This window comes from Bradyrhizobium iriomotense (assembly GCF_018129405.1).
In the GTDB taxonomy this organism is placed as follows: domain Bacteria; phylum Pseudomonadota; class Alphaproteobacteria; order Rhizobiales; family Xanthobacteraceae; genus Bradyrhizobium; species Bradyrhizobium iriomotense_B.
Genome location: NZ_JAFCLP010000011.1, coordinates 126,361 through 143,879 on the forward strand (window position 1 = coordinate 126,361; position 17,519 = coordinate 143,879).

The 17,519-nt window shown below is 63.7% G+C and carries 20 protein-coding genes; 4 read left to right on the forward strand and 16 right to left on the reverse strand.

Annotation, left to right across the window (positions count from 1 at the left end; genetic code table 11):
* Nucleotides 1-105: 105 nt before the first annotated feature.
* Nucleotides 106-513 carry a nuclear transport factor 2 family protein gene (locus tag JQ592_RS22495; RefSeq protein ID WP_211404975.1) on the forward strand — a complete coding sequence of 136 codons (408 nt, stop codon included), beginning with the start codon at nt 106-108 and terminating at the stop codon, nt 511-513.
* Between the two features lie 68 nt (nt 514-581).
* On the opposite strand, the gene JQ592_RS22500 is transcribed toward JQ592_RS22495, so the two are convergent.
* Nucleotides 582-1,298, reverse strand: a complete 717-nt coding sequence (locus JQ592_RS22500; RefSeq protein WP_211404976.1) for an HAD family hydrolase — start codon at nt 1,296-1,298, stop codon at nt 582-584.
* A gap of 156 nt (nt 1,299-1,454) precedes the next feature.
* Here JQ592_RS22500 and JQ592_RS22505 point away from each other — a divergent pair, with 156 nt between their 5' ends.
* Nucleotides 1,455-2,303 carry an SDR family oxidoreductase gene (locus JQ592_RS22505; protein ID WP_211404977.1) on the forward strand — a complete coding sequence of 283 codons (849 nt, stop codon included), beginning with the start codon at nt 1,455-1,457 and terminating at the stop codon, nt 2,301-2,303.
* A gap of 103 nt (nt 2,304-2,406) precedes the next feature.
* Here JQ592_RS22505 and JQ592_RS22510 read toward each other — a convergent pair whose 3' ends face one another.
* Complete coding sequence (locus tag JQ592_RS22510; protein WP_211404978.1) at nt 2,407-3,294, reverse strand: dienelactone hydrolase family protein; 888 nt, start codon at nt 3,292-3,294, stop codon at nt 2,407-2,409.
* A 674-nt stretch (nt 3,295-3,968) separates the two neighbouring features.
* On the opposite strand from JQ592_RS22510, the gene JQ592_RS22515 reads away from it, so the two are divergent.
* Entirely contained in the window at nt 3,969-4,547 is a 579-nt protein-coding gene (locus JQ592_RS22515; RefSeq protein ID WP_183244958.1) for a MarR family winged helix-turn-helix transcriptional regulator, read from the forward strand.
* Between the two features lie 10 nt (nt 4,548-4,557).
* Here JQ592_RS22515 and JQ592_RS22520 read toward each other — a convergent pair whose 3' ends face one another.
* Complete coding sequence (locus JQ592_RS22520; protein ID WP_211404979.1) at nt 4,558-5,502, reverse strand: hypothetical protein; 945 nt, start codon at nt 5,500-5,502, stop codon at nt 4,558-4,560.
* A gap of 823 nt (nt 5,503-6,325) precedes the next feature.
* Between JQ592_RS22520 and JQ592_RS22525 the strand changes: the two genes are divergently transcribed.
* Nucleotides 6,326-7,096: a response regulator transcription factor gene (locus JQ592_RS22525; protein WP_211404980.1), complete on the forward strand. Its 771-nt coding sequence runs from the start codon at nt 6,326-6,328 to the stop codon at nt 7,094-7,096.
* A 214-nt stretch (nt 7,097-7,310) separates the two neighbouring features.
* On the opposite strand, the gene JQ592_RS22530 is transcribed toward JQ592_RS22525, so the two are convergent.
* The 13 genes from JQ592_RS22530 to JQ592_RS22590 form a co-directional block, all read right to left on the reverse strand.
* On the reverse strand, nt 7,311-7,769 hold the full coding sequence (locus JQ592_RS22530) for a hypothetical protein (RefSeq protein WP_211404981.1): 459 nt from the start codon (nt 7,767-7,769) through the stop codon (nt 7,311-7,313).
* Nucleotides 7,766-8,278, reverse strand: coding sequence for a flagellar biosynthesis protein FlgN (locus tag JQ592_RS22535; RefSeq protein WP_211404982.1), 513 nt, complete (start codon nt 8,276-8,278; stop codon nt 7,766-7,768). Before JQ592_RS22535 ends, JQ592_RS22530 begins: the two co-directional genes overlap by 4 nt.
* Before the next feature lie 41 nt (nt 8,279-8,319).
* Nucleotides 8,320-8,796 (reverse strand): rod-binding protein, encoded by a 477-nt coding sequence (locus JQ592_RS22540; protein ID WP_211404983.1) that lies wholly within the window; start codon nt 8,794-8,796, stop codon nt 8,320-8,322.
* On the reverse strand, nt 8,793-9,212 hold the full coding sequence (locus JQ592_RS22545) for a hypothetical protein (protein ID WP_211404984.1): 420 nt from the start codon (nt 9,210-9,212) through the stop codon (nt 8,793-8,795). Before JQ592_RS22545 ends, JQ592_RS22540 begins: the two co-directional genes overlap by 4 nt.
* A 6-nt stretch (nt 9,213-9,218) precedes the next feature.
* Complete coding sequence (gene fliR / locus JQ592_RS22550; protein WP_211404985.1) at nt 9,219-9,971, reverse strand: flagellar biosynthesis protein FliR; 753 nt, start codon at nt 9,969-9,971, stop codon at nt 9,219-9,221.
* Complete coding sequence (gene flhA / locus JQ592_RS22555) at nt 9,968-12,049, reverse strand: flagellar biosynthesis protein FlhA (protein ID WP_211404986.1); 2,082 nt, start codon at nt 12,047-12,049, stop codon at nt 9,968-9,970. The genes fliR and flhA overlap by 4 nt, the downstream gene beginning before the upstream one ends.
* A 72-nt stretch (nt 12,050-12,121) precedes the next feature.
* A complete protein-coding gene (fliQ, locus tag JQ592_RS22560) occupies nt 12,122-12,388 on the reverse strand; it encodes a flagellar biosynthesis protein FliQ (RefSeq protein ID WP_018641238.1) in 267 nt (88 codons plus the stop codon).
* Nucleotides 12,385-12,807 carry a flagellar hook assembly protein FlgD gene (flgD, locus tag JQ592_RS22565; RefSeq protein ID WP_211404987.1) on the reverse strand — a complete coding sequence of 141 codons (423 nt, stop codon included), beginning with the start codon at nt 12,805-12,807 and terminating at the stop codon, nt 12,385-12,387. The genes fliQ and flgD overlap by 4 nt, the downstream gene beginning before the upstream one ends.
* Nucleotides 12,808-12,822: 15 nt before the next feature.
* Entirely contained in the window at nt 12,823-13,233 is a 411-nt protein-coding gene (flbT, locus tag JQ592_RS22570; protein WP_211404988.1) for a flagellar biosynthesis repressor FlbT, read from the reverse strand.
* Nucleotides 13,233-13,577 carry a flagellar biosynthesis regulator FlaF gene (gene flaF, locus JQ592_RS22575; protein WP_211404989.1) on the reverse strand — a complete coding sequence of 115 codons (345 nt, stop codon included), beginning with the start codon at nt 13,575-13,577 and terminating at the stop codon, nt 13,233-13,235. Before flaF ends, flbT begins: the two co-directional genes overlap by 1 nt.
* A 69-nt stretch (nt 13,578-13,646) precedes the next feature.
* Nucleotides 13,647-14,693, reverse strand: coding sequence for a flagellar hook-associated family protein (locus tag JQ592_RS22580; protein ID WP_211404990.1), 1,047 nt, complete (start codon nt 14,691-14,693; stop codon nt 13,647-13,649).
* A 3-nt stretch (nt 14,694-14,696) separates the two neighbouring features.
* Nucleotides 14,697-16,172, reverse strand: a complete 1,476-nt coding sequence (gene flgK / locus JQ592_RS22585; RefSeq protein WP_211404991.1) for a flagellar hook-associated protein FlgK — start codon at nt 16,170-16,172, stop codon at nt 14,697-14,699.
* 34 nt (nt 16,173-16,206) lie between these two features.
* Nucleotides 16,207-17,439 (reverse strand): flagellar hook protein FlgE, encoded by a 1,233-nt coding sequence (locus JQ592_RS22590; protein WP_211404992.1) that lies wholly within the window; start codon nt 17,437-17,439, stop codon nt 16,207-16,209.
* Nucleotides 17,440-17,519 lie beyond the last annotated feature (80 nt).

A 17,519-nucleotide genomic window follows, 5' to 3' on the forward strand; every position in this document is an offset into this window, starting at 1 on the left:
AAGCAGGCAGCGGCGTCCTCAATGCTGCACTGCGGTCAAAATCCAACGCAAAATCAAACGCAAGTCGCGCTTGATTTTTGCCTGTCATTGCCGCACCCGAGAGGCATGGCAAAGGACAGCAAGGTCATCGCCGCGAACGCGGCCTTCTATGCCGCCTTCTCCACCGGCGACATTGCCGGAATGGAGCGGATGTGGGCGGACGACGACGCCATCTCCTGCATCCATCCCGGCTGGCCCGCCATCATCGGGCGCGCCACGGTGATCGGAAGCTGGCGCGACATCCTGCAAAACCCGCAGCGGCCGCAGATCGTCTGCGCCGAACCGCAGGCCATCATCGACGGCGACAGCGCCCGCGTGCTCTGCATCGAGATCGTCGACGGCACCGCCTTGGCGGCTGCCAATCATTTTCGGCGCGTCGGCGACGGCTGGCGCCTGGTACATCACCAATCGAGCCCGATCGCGCAGATTGTCGAGCAGGCTGAGGACGATAGGACGAGCCGCCGCGTCCACTGAACGGGGCGGACACGCCGGCGTGATCTACTGTGCATGGGGTTGTTTTCCGACTTTTTTTATTGGCGGCCTCATCCAAGCCCCGACAGATCGTCCAGCACGACCCGCGCCGCGCTGAAATCGTCATCCCCAAAGAACATGCTGCGGGTGATGAGAACGGGAACTCCCGCGCGCGAAGCCGCGATCAGGCCGTTGGCGGAATCCTCGATCGCAACGCACATCGTGGGCTCGAGCTTCAGCCGCGCCAGGATCTCGAGATAGACGTCCGGCGCCGGTTTCTTGTGCCTGACATCGTCGCCGGCGACGATCGCCTCGAAGTCCGCAGCCCAGCGCGTCCCCAGCGCCTGCGACAGCAGCGCATCGATGTTGCCATGCGATGTGGTGGTCGCGATCGCGAGCCGCTGGCCGCGCGCCTTCGCCGCAGCGAGCAGTTCCGCCACGCCCGGCCGCAACGGGCAGCAGCCGGTCTCGATCAGCTCGGCGTAATGCGCGGTCTTGATGCGGTGAAGCTCGGCGATGTCCCCATCCGACAAAGGCGGGGCGATCGCCAGCCTCGCGTGGTAGGCGCGCATGCGCTCCTTGCCGCCCGTCACCCGCAGCAGGTCCTTATAGACGGCGCGATCCCATTGCCAGTCGAGACCGACGTGGGCAAAGGCGTGGTTGAAGGCCTGCCGATGCAGCTCCTCGGTCTCGGCCAGCGTGCCGTCGACATCGAAGATCAGCGCGGCCGCACGCCGGACCAGATCCGCAGCGCCTGAAGGCGCCAGGGTGACCGCGTCTGCCTGCATGATCGACGCCTCCCTCATCCGTCCCGGTGACGCGTGACCATTGCCCGCACTGGCGGCCGAGACAAATCGCAATATCTTTTGCCGGACCCAAAAATCTCTTATGAGCGAAGGACGCGCAGCGCGCGCGACGGGAACTCCGACCTGCACGGAAGACGCATGCGGCTCTTCATCCTCGGCCTCGGCTACAGTGCCCGGCATTTCGCCCGAAAATTCGGCGGGGCCTTCGCGCATGTCGCCGGCACCGTGCGCGATCCCGGAGAGCGAGGCGACCTGCCGGATATCGAGGTGCATGCCTTTTCCGGCAGCCGTCCAGCTGACGCGACGCTCGAACGTATCAGCGACGCCGATGTTCTTCTGGTGTCGATCCCGCCCGGCAGCGGTGGCGATCCCGCCATCACGGCGTTTGGCGACGTGCTGGCAGCGGGCCATCGCAAGATCATCTACTTATCCACCATCGGCGTATATGGCGATCACGGCGGCGCGTGGGTGGACGAAGACACACCGCCGCAGGCCGCCTTCGAGCGCACGCGCCTGCGGCTTGCGGCTGAGCAGGCCTGGACCAATGGCGGATACGGCAATGTCGCGATCCTGCGGCTTGCCGGAATCTATGGTCCCGGCCGCAACGCGCTGGTGACGCTGCGAACCGGCACGGCACGGCGCATCATCAAGCCGGGGCAGGTCTTCAACCGCATCCACGTCGACGACATCGCGAGCGCGATCATGGCCGCAATTCAGCACGGGAGCGGCGGCACCTGGAACGTCTGCGACGATGAGCCCACGCCGCCGCAGGACGTGATCGCCTATGCCGCGCAGCTCATGGGCGTTGCGCCACCGCCGGAAGAAGCGTTCGAGACCGCCGAGATGTCGGCGATGGCGCGCAGCTTCTATGCCAGCAGTGCCCGCGTCTCCAACGCGAAATTGAAGCGCGACCTCGGCGTCACGCTGGCTTATCCGACCTATCGCCAGGCCCTGGATGCGCTGTGGCGAGCAGGGGAAGGACGCTAGAGTTCGGCCTTAGCGAGAGCGGCCGATCGAGCCGCCCTCTCGAAATTCTTGAGCATGATCTTGCCGGAAAACGCTGAACACTTTTCCGGACCATGCTCCAGCGTCAGCTCAACACGCCGTATTTCTTGAACCAGGCCCCGGCCTGCTTCCACGCATCGTCCGCCGCGTCCCTGCGGTAGCTGCCGCGATAGTCCGCGTGGAAGCCGTGCGGCGCTTCGGGGTAGATCTTGAACTCGGCCGTCTTCTTGTTCTGCTCGAGCGCTGCCTTGAGCTGCTCGACCTGGGCGACGGGAATGCCGGTATCGGCGCCGCCGTAGAGGCCGAGCACCGGCGCCTTCATCTCGGGGGCGAGCTGCATCGGGCTCTTTGGCCACAGCGGATTGGCGGGGTCGACCACCGTCCCGTAGAAGGCCACGCCGGCCTTGAGCGTGCCGCTATGGGCGGCATACTCCCAGACCGTGCGTCCGCCGCGGCAGAAGCCGATGATGCCGAGCTTCGCCGCGTCGCCGCCCTGCGATCCCGCCCATGCAGCCACCGCGTCGAGATCGGACAGCAATTCGGTGTCCGGCTTGGAGTTGACGACCGGCAAGAGATCCTTGACCTCGCTGACCCTGGTCAGATCGACGCCTTTGCGGAAGTAATAGTCGGGCGCGATGGCAAAGGCGCCGAGCTTGGCGAGGCGCCGCGTCACGTCCCTGATGTATTCGTGCAGGCCGAAGATCTCCATCGCCACGATGATCACGGGCGCCTTGGTGTTGCCGGCCGGGCGGGCGAAATAGGCGGGCATCTCCTCGGAGCCGACCTTGATCTTGGCATCGCCGGCCTGGAGGCCGTTGGTATCCGTCGTGATGATGTCGGCACGGACCGGACCGGCCGCGAGCGTGTAGCCAGCGGTGACGGCCGCGGTGGCGCTCATGAATCCGCGGCGCGAGAGCGGGGCGACTTTCGTCAGCCCGACGACGTCGGATGTCATGGTGGTTTCAAAGCTCATCGGTCTTTCCCTTCCTGCTTCCCATGCTGATGCCCCCTGGGGCGCCGCATCCGCCAATATTTGCCGGACAAACGCAAGTCACCAGCCTGCGAGCGCCCTGCCGGCAGTCTCATCCCTTCGTCGACGCGGACCACCTGCCTCCGTCGGCGGCGTCGCGGACTCCGAACGTACGGACGGCCGATCGGATCAGCCATTCGCCAGCCGTTTGGGTTTGATCGTGTGCAGGCTTTAACCGCGTGGCTGCACTGCGGCGCAACATCCATTAACCCAAGATTGTTGTTCTCCGGCCTCACTCCGCGCGGTCAGAGGTTGCCGACCTTCCGCCGCTTCGCGCCATTCGAAGCGCTCCGCCGCAACAAATGCGCTCCGCAGTGGCCGCAACGACACATCATGTCGCCCGGATGTTGCGCGGCATCGGATTCAACCACGTGAAGCGCAGTCATTTGACTGAAATTTTCAGAAGAGTTGAGCCGTGCGATTCACCCGAACTTTCTTTGTGACGCTCTAGTTCCACGGCCGGAAGTTCCATCTCCGGCAACGGAGACGCGTCCTTCCAGGCGCGCTCAGCCGTCCGGTCAAGGACGAAGGATCGCCCGAGAGCTTCATTGTCGTCCACCCAGATTGCGCTACCCAAAGGCTCAATTGAATAAAGCTTTATCCGATCCGGAATTGAAATGAACTTGGCTCGTGAATCGATTGAACTGGTGGAGCAGGTCGCACGGATCCTATGGTTCGAAGGCACCAAGCACGGCTTGCGCGATCGCGAGTGGATGGCGCTGCGTTTCCTCTCCCGCGCCAACCGGTTTTCCCGCACGCCCTCGGCGCTCGCGAGTTACGTCGGCACCACGCGCGGCACCGCCTCGTTCATCATCGGCGAGCTCGAACGGCTCGGCTATCTCGAGCGGAAGCGCTCGGCCAAGGACAAGCGGTCAGTGATGCTGAGCGTCACCCAGCAGGGCAAGAAGTTCCTGGCGCGGGACCCCGTCAATGTTCTCGTCGAGGCGATTGCCGTGCTCGACGAGGAGGCCAAGATCCGCTTCCGCGACGCGCTCCGCCACGTGCTGGATCAGTCCGACGCGGCCGAGCAGCGGCACCATACCGACGTCTGCAAGCGATGCATCTTCCTCCGGGAAGATCGCACCAGCGCGGACGGCAAGACGACGGTCGAGTTCTCCTGCCGTCTGTTTCGCGCGCCGATCGCCGAGCCGGAAGTCGAGCTGCTCTGCACCAGCTTCGAGCATCACCGCCAGTAGACGGCTTCGATCAGGGCGCTGCCTTGCGCGACGAATAGATGACGCCGCCGCTGGTTTCCACCACCAGGCGTCCGTTATCGCTCCGGATCTCCTCGATCCGGCCGAGGCCGGGCACCTGCTGTCCCAATACGGCCTCGATGACGCCGTTCGGACTTTGCAGGATCGCGATCCCCTCATAGGCCTGGCGCACCGACCAGCCCTTGACCAGCTTTCGCGGCGCCGCCGTGCGTTCCGAGGCAGGCACCGAACCCGTGAATTCCGGCGCGGCGACCGAGGCCATCATCGGCATCGTCTGCGAGGGCGGCTGCGAAGCGACGGTCGCCGGCGTCGGGGCCTGGGCCTGCGCCTGGGCGAGCTTGTCGAGCTTCACCGTCGAGGACGAGCTCACCCGCTCGATGCGGTCGAGATTCTCGGCGAACCTGCCGAAGCGGTCATTGGTTGCCTTGCTGGATTGATCGACCGCGGTCCGCAGGCCGTCGAGATTTTCGGACACGCCCGACACCTGCTTGCGCAGCTGGGCGACCGTCTCGCGCAAAATCCTGATCTCGGTATTGGCCGCGACATTGTTCTGGGCGGGCTGCGTGGTGAGATAGGCGATCACGCCGGTGCAGGCGCAGACCACCAAGACGGCGGCGGCCGCCAATGTCGCGAGCGGCACGACCCAGGTTGGACGGGGGGGCGGCGGCTTGGCCACGATCACGGCCGGCTTGATCACGGCCGGCGCCGGCTTGGGTATTGCCATCTTGTCGAGGCGTGCCTTGGCACGAATGCGCTTCAGTCCCTCGAGCGCCTCTTTCGCCAGAGTTTCGTCGTTCGCCGCAGCCGACATGCGCTTTGCACTTGCTGCGGGCTTGGCCGCTTGCGTCGGATTTGGATTGCGTGCTTCCGGAGCCGGCTTCGCCGCCGCGGCAATATCGGCGGCTGCACCAGGACGAGCTTGTCCATCGGACGACATGTGAAAATGCTCCGTTCACTTCGATCTATCGAACGACGAATTTATTTGTCGAAGCTTGCCTGAAACGTGCGCATCGAAAACTTTTCAGCACGCACGAAGCGACGTCGAATGAGTCGAAAGCGTCACGCACGCGGCGAGAGTGCGACTCGAAAGACACACACTCGCCAAGATTTCGCCAAGCTGGAGTCACTGCGCCACACATGAGTCGAATTGTCGCATGTGGAAAAGCAGTGGACAGCGTCAATCCCGGGTTGAAAACCCCTCCATGCGCCTACCACGCAGCACCACCCAAAATAGCTGTGATTATACAGGGATGCGGAACTATAGACCCAGCACGGGGCAAAACTAGTTCGATATCCAAATCAATTAGTGTGATTAGATATATCAAGAAACAACTCGCAACAAACCAACAGCATCAAACATGCATAGCAACCGCTTTGTTACGCGCGCTTGATCGGAAAACGGCAATTGTTACGGTCCTACTCAAGTGATTCTCGCCAGTTGGCGAGGAGATCGGCAAAGTTCAGTAGCGTTCGGACGCAATAGGCAACTTGGCGCAACTGTTCTAGGTCGCTGTCTCAATCCGCCCCGCGAGGTGATCCGTAAGACACCCGCCGGGCCTCACGCAGTAAGCGTTCAGTATCGAGTCGAAGTAACAGGCCCGCGGAAAACGCAGGCACTGAATGCGTAGGGCTGCCCGCGAATATCGAAACCATAACAACGGTTCGCGGGATGGAAATATCGTCAAACAGCATGGTCGCCGAGCCGGTGCATCACAACAACCTGCCGGCCGCGACAAGTGCGAAACAGGGGCGAAAGACTGATGTATATTATCGTTGATGATCGCGAGAGCGTCACGAACAGCTACGTAGGAGGGCTCGTTCGCGAAGGCGTATCGTCGATCGGCTTCTCCTCCGGAGAATTCTGGGACTGGCTGCAATCTGCGAGTGAATCGGACCTGGCAGCGGTCGACGCCTTCCTCCTCGGGGATTGCGACGCCCGCGGAAGCCTGCCGCGGGCGATGCGCAAGCGCTCCGCGGCCCCCATCATCGCCATGAGCGGCCAGAAGATGCTCAAGAACACGCTGGAGCTGTTCGAATCGGGCGTCGACGACGTCGTGCATGTCCCGATTCACCTGCGCGAAATCCTCGCCCGGACGGCCGCAATCGCGCGCCGCCGGGTCGGCGAGCTGCCGAGGCCCTGCGAGACCAGGATCCAGGTCTTCTTCAACGGACGTGACCCCGAGATCGCGGGCCACGCCCTCACCCTGCCCCGCCGCGAACTACGCATTCTCGAATATATGGTCAGCAACCACGGCAAGTGGGTCACCAAGACGCAGATCTTCAACGCGGTCTACGGCATCTTCGAGTCCACCTTCGACGAGAGCGTGATCGAGAGCCACGTCAGCAAGCTGCGCAAGAAACTCCGCGACCGCCTCGGCTTCGATGCGATCGTGGCCCGGCGCTACGTCGGATACCGCCTCAACATCCCGGCCGGCGAAACCCTCGAAGAGCCGATGCAGGAGCTCGACGAGGTCGGCATTCTCCTCAACAGGGCGCATGCCGCGCCGGCGGCGTATCCCGCCGGAAACTGACGCGGCAGCGTGCCGCCACGAAACCGACAACGGCCTCCGCGGAGCACCTTCGCGGAGGCCGTTGCACTTTCAAGAGCCGAGTGCGCAGAACACAGGCTTTGCTCTGCCCCGCGGGCGGAGCCGCAGCAGGGCGCGACGAGATGAGAATGGCGCCTCAGGATCTCATTCGGACGTGATGCTTCCGGAAAGCCACGTCACGCCAGTCCGGTGAAGCCTACGGCTTCGACTGGAATTCTTCCTTGGAGACGTAATTGAAGTCCTCGACCAGGACGTCCTGGACCACGTCGGCCTGCATCCGCTCGTTGACGCGCTGCTTGATGGCCGTCGTGAGGATCGAGAGGTCGTAGCGGGCGAGCTTCCTGAAATCGAGGCGGTCGTCGGCATAGATCCTGCGGAACGCCTCGTCGACGACGAACGGCTCCGGCGGCACATTGAGCTGGTGCATAACCTTAGCCTCCACGGTGTAGACGAAGCGCGCGACGATATAACCCTGCACATTGCCGTTCTCGACCATGGGCACGCTCAGCGCCCGTGTCTTCTGGTATTGCAGCCCGTCGAGATAGGCGTCCTTTGCCGGCAAAAGGCTGCCGTTTTCCTTCCAATAGGCCACGGCGTAGCTCGTGCCCGCCGTGAGGATGCAGACCCAGAGCCCGGCGAGCACGAGTCTGATCATTTTCCGTCCTGCGTTGTACGACCGGTATAGGTCCCGTCCGACTCGGCGTCCTTGATGGCCTTGACGATGATCGACGCAACCTCGCGCACCGCGTCGTAGTGCATCTCGAGGATCGACCGGTTGCGCTCGAGCTTCTCGCGCAGGCGCTGGATCTCCTCGGTGATCTCGACCTCGCTGCCGAGATGCATCCGTGCCCGCATCAGGCGAACGAACTCCAGCATGCTCCGGCTCTTGCGGGCGCTGAAGTCGTCGAAATCGATCTTCTTACGCGTCGTGAGCGCGACCGTCTCCTCCTCGACGATGCTTTCGAGCCGGCGGATCGCCGCCAGCAGGCCGCGCACCTCGTCCGATCTCGCCGCCTCAGCGCCGTCGATCACCGCCTCGCCGCCGACATTGGGCAGCAGCACGGGCAACAGCGCATCGGGAGATGCTGCAGCAATCGCCATCGCCTCGGTGTCCACGACCGGCTGCTCCATCACCAGGGCTGCCGCGCCTTCTTGTGCCTGCATAGGAAATTCACCCCTCAACTTCTGTCACCCATTCCGGATCGTCATCCGGCCTTCCCCGTTACGTCAGGTCCCGCCGGATTTGCTGCGGCGAGCTGCCTTGCAATGCCGATGCCCTTGCCCTTCGCGAGCTGGTTGCCGAGTTGCTCCGCCAGCATCGACTTCCAGACGCTGCCCGCAGTGCCCTTGCCGAACAGCTCCTCGGACTCCTTCGGCAGCATCGTTTCGACGAAGGTCTGGAGGATGAAGGCTTCGAACTTCCGGTAGACTTCGCCGGATGCCGGTGCCTTGATCACCTGCACTGGCGCCCCGTTCACCGCCCCCGACTGTGCTTCGGCGACCTTCGCCGCGGATTGATCGGCGGCAGCCGCGGCCTTGCCGACCTCGGCGTCCATCGTGGCAGCGAAATCGGCATTCGACGATTTCAGCGCGTCGAGCTTCGCGGTCGCCGCGCGCTGCGTCACGGGATCGGCGGCCTCGAGAACATCGAGGACGAGGTCGGGTGTCGCTGTCACGATCATGTCTTGTTCCGGCTGGCTGGCCGTGGCGTCCACGCGCGCACGGTAAGGCTTGTTCCCGTCATCTCCTCGAGGGAGCGCTTTTCGGCGTCGCGAAGCTTCTCCGCGAGCGCCGCCTTGGCAACTTCCTCGAGCTGCTTCACACGACGGGTCTCGAGGCGAACCTGGTCGAGCTGCCGCGAGGCCTGCTCCTTCACGGCACGCGCGCCGACGCTTGTCCTGTTGAGCCGCCGTGCGATCGACTCGCTCGACGATCCCGCCGGCGGCTTGCCCTCGTTCAGCGCGCCGACCAGCCATTCCTGCTCGTCCTGCAAGCTGCGCTCCTGCTGCCGCAGGTGCGCAAGCTGCCATTCGGACAGCCGCAGCTGGAGCTTTACCAGCGAGACCATCCGACCAAGCTTGTCCGCGCGCGACTTCATGATCCGTCACTCCGCCAGCCACGAGGAGACGCCGAGGATGAACTGCGTCAGGAGCTCGTCGCTGGTGAGGTAGAGCAGCAGGAAGCCGCCGAACAGCACGAAGGGCACCGAGATGAAATAGACCGGAATCGCCGGCGTCAGCTTGTTGAGCAGCCCGACTGCGAAGTTGACGATGACGGAATAGACGATGAACGGGCTGGCGATCCGCAGCGTCAGCACGAACGCCTCCGACAGGCGGCCCACGAGCTGGTCGAGCGGCATGCTGCCGCCGAGCCTGCTGCCGGGATGCCAGATATCGTAGGAGTTCATCAGCCCGCGCAACACCTGCCAGTGCTGGTCGGTCATGAAGAACAGCGTGGTGACCGATGCCATGATCAGCGGCACGAGGGCCGGCGCAGGATCGGTGTCGGCGACCGGCGTTCCCGGGATGTTGCTCAGCCCGATCGCGCTCGCCATCACGGTTGCCATGGTCTGGAGCGCGAGGAAGAACACGCGCCCGCCGAGGCCGATGACGCTGCCGACCAGGATCTCCGAGCCGATCAGGAGCGCGAGCGACAGCGGCGCCGCGTTGTCCGTCAGAGGTTTCAGCACCGCAATCAGGATCGGCGTCAGCGCAAACGTCGTGACCAGCGCGATGAACAGCCGGACCTGGGCCGGGACGTTGACGCTGGAATAGCCGGGCACGAACATCAGGCAGGCGCCGATGCGGCAGAACACGATGAATGTCACCAGCACGCTGTCGGCGAGGCTGCTGATCACGATATGGCTCCGAGCGCACGGATCTCGGCGCTGCGCGCCACTTCGACATGCGACAGGATCGGCAACGTCGGGAACACCCGTTCCAGGATCATCCGGACATAGGGACGGGCTTCGGGGGTCACCGCCAGCACCACGCTGGTGCCGTTCTCGGTGAACTTGCGGATCGCGGCGCTGGCTTCCGTCGCGAACTGTTCGATGAGACGCGGATCGGCGTCGAATTCGACGACGTCACCCTTGGCGTCGCGTTTCAGGCTCTGGTGGAAGGCGAGATCCCAGCGATTGCCGAGGCGGACCACGTTGAGCACGCCGTTGTCGGAGAGGTCGCCGCAGATCTGCTGGGCAAGGCGCGTGCGCACATGCTCTGCGACCTGCTCGGAGCGCCGCACATGGGGCGCGATCTCGGCAATCGCCTCGAGGATCAGATGCAGGTTGCGGATCGACACGCGCTCGGCCAGCAGGATCTTCAGGATCGCCAGCAGGCCGGAATAGGAGATCTGCGACGGGCAGAGGTCCTCGACCAGGCGCTTGTATTCGGGATCGAGCCGGTCGAGCAGCCCGCGCATGTCCTTGTAGGATAGGAGCTGAGCGAGATTTGCCCGGAGCACTTCGCTCAAATGCGTGAGCAGCACCGACAGATTGTCGACCGGCTTGCAGCCCTGCCGCCTGACTTCGTCGGTGAAAGCTTCCGTCACCCACAGCGCCTTCATGCCGAAGGCGGGTTCGATCACCTCCTCGCCGGGCACGTCGGGCTTGCCGTCCTTGTCGACGAGCACCAGCACCTCGCCGAGTCTGAGCTCGCCGTGGGCGACGCGGGTATCGTGGATCCGGATCTGGTAGCTCTTGGGATCGATCGACAGATTGTCGGTGAGCTTGATCTCGGGAATCACGAACCCGTATTGCTTGGCGAACTTCTTGCGGATCTTCGCGACGCGGTGGCCAAGCTCGGTGCGCGAGCCCAGGAGGTGGACCGAAAGATGGCCGCCGAGCGCCAGCTCGATCTCCGCCATCTTGAGCGATTCCTTGACCGATTCCTTGGCCTGGGCCTGGGCGCGCTCGTCGGCCTTGCGCGCATCTTCCTTCTGCTTCTCAGCCGCCTGCCGCCTGGGCAAGGTGTAGCCGACGAAGGCCATGACGCCGCCGAGCAGCACGAAAGGCGGCATTGGCAGCCCCGGCATCAGCGCAAGCACGAACATCATCAGGGCGGCGGCCGACACCGCGCGGGGATAGCCGCCGAGTTGCCGCAGCACGGCCTGTTCCGCCGAGCCCCTGGTGCCACCCTTTGAGACCAGCAGGCCCGCGGACAACGACACGATCAGCGCCGGCATCTGCGACACCAGACCGTCGCCGACGGAGAGCTTGGTGTAGACGTCGGCGGCGCGCGACAGCGTAAGGCCGTGATGGGTGACGCCGATCACGATGCCGCCGAAGATGTTGATCGCGGTGATGATCAGACCGGCGATGGCGTCGCCGCGGACGAATTTCGAGGCACCGTCCATGGCGCCGAAGAACGCGCTTTCCTCTTCGAGCTCGCGGCGGCGGCGCTGGGCTTCCTTGTCGTCGATCAGGCCCGCGGACAGGTCGGCGTCGATCGCCATCTGCTTGCCGGGGATGGCGTCCAGGGTGAAACGGGCGCCGACCTCGGCGATACGGGTCGCGCCCTTGGTGATCACGACGAAATTCACCGTGACCAGGATCGCGAAGATGATCAGGCCGATGACGAAGTCGCCGCCCATGACGAATTTGGAGAAGCCGGCGACAACATAGCCGGCGGCGTGCTCGCCCTCCCCGCCGCGCGACAGGATGAGGCGCGTGGTCGCGATGTTGAGCGCGAGGCGCAGGATGGTCGCGATCAGCAGCACGGTCGGGAAGGCCGAGAAATCCAGCGGCCGCTGGATCCACAGCGCGACCATCAGGATCAGCGCCGACAGCGCGATCGAGACGGCAAGGCCGAGATCGATCAGGATCGGCGGTATCGGCAGGAACAGGATCGTGAGCATGGTCACGATGCCGGCCGCAAAGAAGGCGTCCGCCCCGAATCGGCGGGGGCTGGGCAGGCTAGCAGCTAACGTATCGGCCATGGGTCACCGGCAGAGGGTCCGCCCCGTAATCTGCCGCGCAAAGCTTACGCGAGGGTGGTGGCCCCTCGCGGCTCAGAAGCCCCGCTCGATATGCGAATAGACCATCTCGGTGAAGGTCGAGAGATGGGCGCCGATGAATGAACCGGAGACGGCGACGACCACGAGAATGACGATGATCTTCGGAACGAAGGTCAGCGTCACCTCCTGGATCTGGGTCAAGGCCTGCATCAGCGCGATGATGGTACCGACCAGCATCGCAGCTCCGACGGCAGGACCGGAGGCGACGATGATGGTCCAGATCGCCGCCTGGACGATGTCGAGGGCGTCCCGCTCGTTCATGACTGGCTGATCGTAAGGCCGGGCCCGACGGCGACCTTCGTGCCGTCCTCGAGGGTCGCAACGGATCCGTCGCTGTTGATGGAGATCGACTTGACCTTGCCGGAGAAGGTCGCGCCGGTCGAGTCGGTGAAGCTGACGGTCTTTCCGATCAGCCCGTCGGCCTGCGACAACGACTGCGAGGACAGCAGCGCATCCAGCTTCGTATTGGTCTGCATGGCCTGCTCGACCGTCGAGAGCTGGGCGAACTGGCTCATATATTGCGAGGTGTCCATCGGATTGGTTGGATCCTGATTCTTCATCTCGGCGACGAGGAGCTGAAGAAACGTATTGTAGTCGACGCTGTTGCTCGACGTGGTCGTCGTGGAGCTGGTCGAGCTGGACGACTTGCTGGTGCTGTCGGTCGCGCTGGTGACGTTCATATCGCCTCTCCGCTGTCAGGCAGCCTGGAATGGGGTTTCAGTGACGATGCCGGCCAGGATCGCCTGCTCCACCGGGAACAGCGCCCGGATCCGCTTGAGCGCCTCGAAATAACGGGTCGCCCCGACCAGTTCGTCGACCGCGGCAAGCCCCTCCAGCATCTCGCGGCTTTCGCACACCGCGACCAGGGCCGCGTGGTGCTGCGCGTAGAGCGCCGAAGCGTCGCGGACGTCGGTCGGGTTCATCAGCATGAGCTGGACGATGAAATAGAGCTGCCGCATCGCCGTGGTGGCATCGGACGCCTGCATGATCTGGCCTTCGAGCAGGAACATCACGTCGTTGACGAGCTCGACGGAAACTTTGCGGTCCACCCGCAGCACCGCGCCGTTGATGTAGATCCGTTCGCCCGCCCGCAAGGATATCTTCATTAGAGTGCGTCTCGGATCAGGCGGTTGATTTCGATGAGCTGCATGACGTCGTTCGACTTCTCCTCACGAAGGCGGTCGGCTTCCTTGACCACCCACAAGCCGATCGAGATGATCTCCGCGCGCAGCTTCTCGGGAAGCCCGTTTTCCGGATGCGAGAGATCCTCGATGAAGATCGTCCACAGCCGTCGCACATAGAGCAGGCTCTGGACGTGATCCTCGAAACTGGCGCGGCCCTTCTGAAGCCGCTCGAGGCGATCAATGCCGAGACTGAGCGCCTGCCGCTCGCGGCTTCTCGCCTCATAGCCGCTCTCGTCGACGACCGCTGCATAGGCTTCAAACGTCATCAGAACCACTCTGCGCAGGAAACGGAATAACAAGACAAGGGTCGTGAACCTCGGAAAACGAACTCTGGCTCAGAGGTAGTTGATGAGACTGATCTTCTGGAGCTGCGAGGTCAGCGCCAGCGCCGTCTGGATCTGGGTCTGCAGGGTGTTGACCCGGACCGAGGCTTCCGCCGGATCGACCTTCTCCATGCCGACGATCTGATTGTTGAGAATGTCCTGCTGCGCCTTGAGCTTGTCGGTTGCGGAGGTGATCCGCTGCTGGACCGTGCCGACGCTGCCGCCGAGCGTAGCGAGATCGGTGATTGCGCTGCCGACGAGGCCGATGGCCTTGTCCACGACGACCTGGAACGTCTCCTGGCTCAGTTTCGCGTTCCCGAGATCCGCCATCATGGTGTAGACCTCGGCGAGCTTGCGGAAGCCGGTCTGGTTGGCGCTGACGGACGTATCGGCGATCTCGGTCGTGGAAATACGGCTTTGCATGACCTGGTCAGTGGCCGATGACCAGTTGGTGTTCCAGGCCGGGCTGGCAAACTCGGCATCGAAGGTGGTGTCGAGGAACGTCTGCATTTGGGCCGGGGTAATGCCGCTCACGCTGGCTGAGGATTGCGAGAAGCCGAAGGTCGCAAGAAAATCGGCGTCGACCTGGTTCTTGCTGGCCGAGCCCGCGGCATAGGCCGTGATCGGCAGGTTCTGCGTGTTGATGCCCGAGAAAAGATACGAGCCGTTATAGGAGACGTTCAGCGCGCCGATCAGATCCTGGAGGTTGGCGGACGCAGGCGGCAGCACGATCCGCCCGCCGTTGTCGGTACTGCGTGCGGCGATAAGGTCCTTGAGGAAGTCCGTTGCGGTCGTGGTGAGCTGGGTGATCCGGCTTTGCGTCACGTCAAGACGTCCCGCGACGAGCTCGTTGGTATCGACGAGCTGATCGGCGAAGCTCCAGTCCGCGCGCAGGGTGAGGTCGCTTCCCGTCGTGGCCCCAAGCTCGAGGCCCACATCGTAGAAGCGGCCGGTGGTCGCTTCCGTCGACGCCTTGCTGAGCGCAGCCTGGTTGTTCGTGATCGACGTCCTCAACGACGAAGACAGCATCAGGGTCGAGATGTAGTTCGCGCTCATCATGGCTTAATTCCCCACGGCAGCCAGCAGGCTCTGCAACATTTCGTCGACGGTCGAGATGATCTTCGACGAGGCCGAATAGGTGCGCTCGACCTGAAGCATCAAGGACATCTCGTCGTCCATGTTGACGCCGCTGACGTTCGACAACGCCGCGGTGCTGCGTTCGAGCAGCGTTTTCTGGTAGGTGACGTTGGAGTCTGCGGTCTTGCGCTGGTTTTCGATCCAGCTCGTCGACGACGATGCGAAGTCGATCAAGCTGCCACTCGGCTTGCCTTGCGTGGTTGCGTCGAACGGCTGCGACGCATCCATGCCGCCGATGAGCTGCTGCAGCCGGGCCGAGTAGCCGCCGTTGCCGGCGGTGTTGTATCGATACGCAACATTGCCGCTGATCGCGCCGTCGCGCAGCAGATTGACATTGCCGCCCTGCGCCGGATCGACTGATGCCGCGACACTGATCAGTCCGGCAAGGCCGACCGAGACGGTGGCGCTCGCCGGCATCGCCGGCGCGCCGGGATAGGTGAAGAGACCGGGAACGTCAGGCAGCGCCGCGGCGGTCTGATCGCTCTCCCTGAAGGTATTGATCAGGCCGCGCGCGATTTCGTCGAGCTGGCTCTGATAGGTGACGGTGTCCTGGTCACGCAGCTGGGCGAGACCCGCGAGCTTGCCCGACTTCAGCGGCATCACCGAATTGGCGCCGGTCACCGGGACGCCGTCGATATAGACCGCATTGCCGGTGGTGCCGGGCGAATAGATGTTGGTCGCCGTGAAGCTGACCGTTCGCGCCGTCTTGTCGAACAGCACGACGCCGCTGTCGGTGTAAAGCGCAGCATCGCCGTTAGTGCGGATCGACATCTCGACGCCGACCTCCTCCGACAGCTTCGAGACGATGCTGTCGCGCTGGTCCAGGTAGTCGGTGACGTCGTCACCGGCAATCGTTCCCCTCACGATCGCGTTGTTGACCTTGTCGAACTGCGTAAGGAGCTGATTGATGTTGGCGACCGAGGTCGCCATGTCGGCATCCGCACCCTCGCGAACCGACTGCACGGTCTTGGTCGCCTCGTTGAGCGAGGTCGCCATGTCCTTGGCCGACGTGACCGCCGCCTGCGCCAGCGTGGTGTTGTCCGGCGCGTTGGCATATTGCTGCAGCGCCTTCTTCAGCGCATTGAGCTGCGCCGTCGGCGACTGGTCGAGCTCCGTATCGTCGACCGTGGCAGTTGCGATCTTCTGGAGACCGTCATAGATCGCGCTTTGCTTGGCCGACGACGAGGTCGCGGTCAGGACGTTGTTGTAGAGACCCGAGCTGGCGGCGCGCTGGATCGCCGCCACATAGACGCCGGCCCCGGGCAGATTGTCCAGCACCGCGATCTTGCGCGAATAGCCGGTGGCGCTGGCACCGGCGATGTTGCGCGAGATCGTCGAGGACTGGATGCCCGACGCCATGAGTGAAGCGCGGGCGGAGTCGAGAGCGGCGGTAAGGGACATGATCTGCTCTTGCCCGGAACGGGCGCTGGAGGGTTCAGCGCTTCAGGTTGACGACGACGTCGAGCAGGTCGGCGCCGGTCTGGAACGATTTCGAGTTGGCGGTGAAGCCGCGCTGGGCCTCGATCATCCCGGTGAGCTCGTCCGCGAGGTCGACGTTGGAGTCTTCCAGGGCGCCGGACTGGATCGTGCCGAGGCCGCCGGTACCGGCATTCCCGGCCTGCGCGTTGCCGGAATTCATGTTGGTCGAATAGACGTTGCCTGGCTCGGGCGTCAGATTGTCGGGGCTCGCAACGTCGGCCAACATGATGGTGTAGAGCGTCATCTGCTGCCCGTTCTTGAGCACGGCTGTCACGTACCCGTTCTCGTCGACGTCGACCTTGTCGATGGCCGATGGAGCGCTGCCATTGACGGTCGCCTTGAAGCTGAAGTCGGTTCCGGTCTGCGTCATGTTCGACAGGTCCAGGGTCGTCGCCGCACCGCCGGGGACGGTGAAGGAGAGTGTCGTCGGGCTCGCCGCGGCCAGCGCGCCCTTGCCGGTTGCGGTCGTATCGAAGGTGAAAGTGGTGGCGGCGCCGACCGACGCACCTGTCGCGGAGTTGTAAGCCTGAATCTGCCAGGTGTCCGAGCCGGCGGCCGTCGCCGTGTGGGACATGTAGACGTCGAGCGTAACGGCCTGGCCAATATTGTTGTAGGCCACGATCGAGCTCTTCGACGAATAGGACGCCGGTCCGGGTGGGCCGGCAATGACAGCCGCCGTCGGATCCAGATTGCCGGTCGTGAGTGTCCCCGCCGTCGTCGGCACGGGCACTTGCGAAACCTGGGCAATGTTGACGATCTGCATGCCGGACAGGCTGTTCTGCGAGAAATTGGTCACCTTACCGGGCTGACCCAGAAGGTAGTAGCCGGCCGCGTTGACCAGATTGCCCTGGGCGTCCGGCACGAACGAGCCGGCGCGCGTCAGATATTGCTGCGTGTTGTTGGCGTTCGACACCACGAAGAAGCCGTTGCCCTGGACAGCAAGGTCCGTGGTCGACGTGGTGAACTGCGTATGTCCGGCGTCGCTGATGGCGTAGCGCACCGTCGTCTCGACGGCGCCGGAATCGTAATTGCCCGAACCGCTCTTCAGGATCAGCGATGAGAATTCAGTCGAAGCCCGCTTGTAGCCGGTCGTGTTGACGTTCGCGATGTTGTCCGAGACCGTCGACAGCTTGTTGGATTGCGCGGACATGCCGGAAACGCCGGTGCGCATAACACCATACAGGCTCATGAATTGGGCTCCTTTGGTAGGCTGCAGCTACAATGAGGGTTCTTGCTTGCGCGGGGCTGATGGTTGGGAACCATGCACAA